This is a genomic window from Moorena sp. SIO4G3 (assembly GCF_010692305.1).
GTDB lineage: Bacteria > Cyanobacteriota > Cyanobacteriia > Cyanobacteriales > Coleofasciculaceae > Moorena > Moorena producens_A.
In genome coordinates this window covers 1-4,722 of the sequence record NZ_JAAHIG010000541.1, presented here as the reverse complement: position 1 = coordinate 4,722, position 4,722 = coordinate 1, and the positions used below count along the sequence as shown (strand labels likewise).

Genomic DNA, 4,722 nt, shown 5'->3' with positions numbered 1-4,722 from the left:
ATACGACACATGAATCCCACCATAGGAGCATAACTAATTATTCATAATAAAAAAAAACATAAAGAAAGGCGTTCCATGGAACGCCTCTACTTATAAGCACCTACACAGAATTAATTACCTACTCGCAATCTCTATAAACCTTACATTGTAAGGCTTTGAGTTGTTAAAAATGTGTAATTAATTTTGTGCGCCTGCTTAGTGCCTTATTTATTAATTTGTTTAATTTTCAATTATGTCTATACCAAAGGGAACAGGGAACAGGGAGCAAGGAGGGTGCATCTCATTTTTGCTGTTTGACTCGGTGGTGCGTTACGGGTTGGGCTATTTCAATGGTGGCGAAGAGGCAGAAAATCAGGGCTCGCCCACCCCTAACGCACCCTACGCAACATTTACAAAAGTGAGATACACCCAGCAAGGAGCAGGGAATAAAAATTTTAACAATTGGCTTAGGGTATCTAGGGTGCATCTCAATGCATGCATTGAGATGCACCCATCACATTAAAGTAACTGTGGAAACACGGAAATAGGGATTGAGTAAGGGGTAACATTAAGGGTTTTACCACTCAACTGCTATATTTAGTATTTCAGGTATATGTATATATTGGCGTTTCGATAATGTATAAGTTTTTGGAAAAATTATGCGTACCCAATGGTTGTCAGGTATAGCTAAGGGAACAGGGAGTAGGGAGTAGGGAGTAGGGAGTAGGGAGCGGTGCGACCCCGCGCTTTTTCAAAGCTAAGCGTGAACGCGCAAGCCCTGGGAATATGGCATCAAAAATGATCACTATTGATTTATGATCCTTATCGATTATGGTTGCGCAACAGTATTTAGCTCAATTATGGGTCGGGTAGCATCGCCTTTCGGCCAAAGCCCGACGCTGCCCGAACGGCCAATCACAAGGGTTGTTAGCTTAATTATGCGTATGGAACGGTAGGAGCGCAACGGTAGAATTACAGCGATGGTGATCTAAGTTATGGGAACGCGCCCCGGGTGACCTACGGTAAAGGGTAGCGTGGCCATAGGCCAATCACAACGCTTATCATCTAATATTCCCGTTCGGCCAACTCCATCCAACGCTCAGTTGCTGTATCAATTTCTTGAGTCAACGCCTCTAAGGTCTGATAAAGTTTCTGGACTTCACTGGTATTTTTGGGAGGGGATTGATATAGGGTTTTCTCCAACTCAGCTTTCTGAGCTTCCAGTTGGGGAATCTGACTTTCGAGTTTCTCGAATTCCCGCCTTTCCCAATTAGACAGCCGACGGCGTTTGTTATTACTGGATGATTTTTTTGTGGAGGCCTCGACCTTAGAGGATTCAGGCTTTTTACTTTGAGTCTGAGCCATCTGTTGGGCTAGTTTTGCCTCTTCTTCTCGCTTTTTATCGATATAAAGGGAATAATTACCAGGATACTGACGTATGTTACCCTCAGATTCAAAGGCAAAGATTTTATCTACGGTGCGGTCTAGGAAATAGCGGTCGTGGGAGACAATAATCACACAACCATTAAACCCTTCTAGATACTCCTCCAGTACAGCTAGAGTTTGTACATCTAAATCATTGGTGGGCTCGTCTAGAATAAGTACATTGGGAGAACTCATCAGTACTTGTAACAGAAACAAGCGACGTTTCTCTCCCCCGGAAAGCTTATGAATTGGTGCATACTGTTGGTTGGGAGGAAATAAGAAACGCTCCAGCATCTGTGATGCAGTAATCAATGTACCATCAGCGGTTGTGACATACTCTGCTACGTCTTTTAGGTAATCAATTACCCGCTGATTTTGATTAAGAGCTTCGAGCAAATCTTCTGAATGCTGGTCAAAGTAACCGATATAAATGGTAGACCCAATTTCAACGTTACCAGAATCGGGCTGAATGCGTGCAGTAATAATATCCATTAGGGTAGATTTCCCTACCCCATTCCCACCTATGATGCCAACTCGGTCATCGGGACTAAATTCGTAGGTAAAATCTTTGACCAGAATTCTACCGTCATAGCCTTTAGAAACATTGTCTAACTCAATTACTTTCTTGCCAATTCGACGACCAGGGGTAGAAATTTCTACTTTACCGTGAGCTTGTTTAAACTCTTTGGCTTGCATGTCGTGAATACGGTCAATTCGAGCTTTTTGCTTGGTACTGCGAGCCTTTGGACCCCGTTTGAGCCATTCTAATTCTCGGCGCAATACCCCTTGATGTTTCCGTTGAGTACTGATGGCTGATTCTTCAGCTAAGGCTTTTTTCTCTAAATAGTAGGAATAGTTGCCAGAGTAAGTATACAGGTCTCCCCGGTCAATTTCGATAATGCGGTTGGTGACCTGGTCTAGAAAATAGCGGTCGTGAGTAATCAGTAAGATTGCTCCACGATAACTATTTAGGTAACTCTGTAACCACTCTACCGACATGGCATCGAGATGGTTTGTGGGCTCATCCATTAACAATACCTCTGGTTCCGCTAGCAAGGCGGCTGCTAATGCAATCCGTTTACGATAGCCACCAGACAACTGACCAATGGGAGCATCAAAATCAACTATTCCTAATTTACTTAGAATAATTTTTGCTTTTGTTTCCAGTTCCCAAGCTCCTGTGGCATCCATCTGCTGGGTTACACTTGAAAGCTGTGCTAGCAGTTGGTTATCCTCGGGATTGTGAGCTAATTTCTGGGAAAGTTCTTCATACTCACGAATCAGAGTCATCTGCTGACCACTATCAGCAAACACTTGCTCCAAAACGGTATGATTGTCATCTAAGTCTGGTTGTTGGGGTAAGTAAACAATTTTAGTTTTGGGATTAATGGAGAGTTGACCAGCATCAATGGGCTCAAGACCAGCAATTATTTTTAATAGGGTCGATTTGCCTGAACCATTAGTGCCAATTAGACCAACTTTATCCATAGGATCTAGACTAAAGGTAGCTTCTTTGAGGATTTCTTTAATCCCAAAGTCTTTGCGAACGGATTGTAGGGTAAAAATACTCATGAAAAATTTATAGGAAAGGGAGTAGGGAGTAGGGAGTAGGGAGTAGGGAGTAGGGAGTAGGGAGTAGGGAGTAGGGAGTAGGGAGTAGGGAGTAGGGAACAGAAATATTTCTTATATCAAGTCTGGTTGAATACCATAATAAGGGGCGGGGGCGCGGGGAGATGGGGAGATGGGGAGATGGGGGATGTTTTTATTAAGCGATGCAGCGCGGTCTTGGGGAGGCAGCGCGGTCTTGGGGGTTCCCCCCATGAGCGACTGCCGTGGTTTCCCCCATGAGCAACTGGCGTGGTTTCCCCCACTCGCTATTGCATCAAGACAGGGTAATTATTCTGACATGATATTAAGCTTTACTTCGACTGCTATAAATTTATTTTTAAAAAACCCGTTTTCTATCTAGAAAACGGGTTCTGGTAGTTGTAATTTAACTACTAATACTCAACTGCAAACTATCAAACGTCTCACTAGTAACTAGCATTAAATTAAACAGTTTTTGATAATTTTATTGACATTTTGATGCTATTGAGGTATGTTGTTTAGGTCAAAGATAAAGGGAACACTGCTATTCCTATCACCACCAATAACGAGAACTTTAGGCATCTGAGCCCCACCATCTCGCCAAGCTGCGATCGCTTCTTTCTGGAGCACCAGTTCACCCCCTTGAGCTTTGAGGGTTTCGGCCAAAAGTCGTTGGGCTTCGGCCTTACCCTGAGCGCGATTAATTTCTGCTTGAGCTTCTTGCTCAGCTTCTTGTGCTATATAGACAGCTCGTTGGGCCTGTTGTTCAGCTACCTGTTTTTCTTCAACTGCCTTGGCAAATTCCCTAGAAAAATTCAGGTCAATGACGCTAGTATCCAATACTTGGACATCATACTTGGCTAACCTTTCGCCCAAAGCCTTATCAAAATCTTCCTTTAACTGACTCCGTTGGGTAATCGATTCTTCAGCAGTGCGAAGGGCGGCAGCAATTTTAAATGACTCTTGAGTCTGAGGGGCAATAATTGTGGTCACTAGATTCTGTAGAGTTCCTTGTTTTCGCCTGATGCTAACCACCTTAGTGGGATCGAGGCGGAAGTTGATGGCAAATCGAGCGGTCAAATCCTGAAGATCCTTTGTGGAACTCTGGGCTGGGACTTCAAACTTCTGTACGGTGACATCATACACATCGACTATAGAGACGAAGGGCAGTTTGAAGTGGATACCTTCAAGCAGAGCGCCATCTCTAGCTTTACCCAAAATACTAAGGACTCCAGCCTGACCGGGATTGATAATTACAAAACAATTAAAGGTGAGGAGAATAACTAATGCTGCGATAATCCCCCCCACTAAAGATTGCCAATTTTGTGGATTTTGGTTCCTCAAGTTTTAATCTCCTTTTAAATTATCCCCCGGATGAATCACAGGGGAATTAAGCCCTGATGTTACCAGATCGGGCATTTGCCACGTCTCGTAACCCTTATGGGATCATATCTTCAGCATACTAGAAAAGTTCGTCTATCAGCTTAAGCAAAGGGAACAGCGGATCTGGGAGTAGGGAGTAGGGAGTAGGGAGTAGGGAGTAGGGAACAAAATTCTCTGAATTCCTAGACGGATTGCTATATCAGCGATTTTGGGCTACGCCCACGCTACTTGAGGTGCTTATGGGTCAAAGGCTAGAAGCCTGTGCCACCCTAGTTGAGGTCACACTTCCCCCACTCCCTCCACACCCCACACCCCACACCCCACACCCCACACCCCACACCCCACACA

General features: G+C 44.1%; 4 protein-coding genes. All 4 read right to left on the bottom strand.

All coding sequences use genetic code 11. The features are described 5' to 3' along the window. Nucleotides 1-656: 656 nt before the first annotated feature. A complete protein-coding gene (locus F6J99_RS42275; protein WP_293122730.1) occupies nucleotides 657-785 on the bottom strand; it encodes a hypothetical protein in 129 nt (42 codons plus the stop codon). Nucleotides 786-1,044: 259 nt separating this feature from the next. Beyond that, on the bottom strand, nucleotides 1,045-2,976 hold the full coding sequence (locus F6J99_RS42270) for an ABC-F family ATP-binding cassette domain-containing protein (protein WP_293122727.1): 1,932 nt from the start codon (nucleotides 2,974-2,976) through the stop codon (nucleotides 1,045-1,047). Between the two features lie 111 nt (nucleotides 2,977-3,087). Then, entirely contained in the window at nucleotides 3,088-3,225 is a 138-nt protein-coding gene (locus F6J99_RS42265; RefSeq protein WP_293122724.1) for a hypothetical protein, read from the bottom strand. 267 nt (nucleotides 3,226-3,492) lie between these two features. Next, nucleotides 3,493-4,335, bottom strand: coding sequence for a prohibitin family protein (locus tag F6J99_RS42260; protein ID WP_293122721.1), 843 nt, complete (start codon nucleotides 4,333-4,335; stop codon nucleotides 3,493-3,495). Between the last annotated feature and the right edge of the window lie 387 nt (nucleotides 4,336-4,722).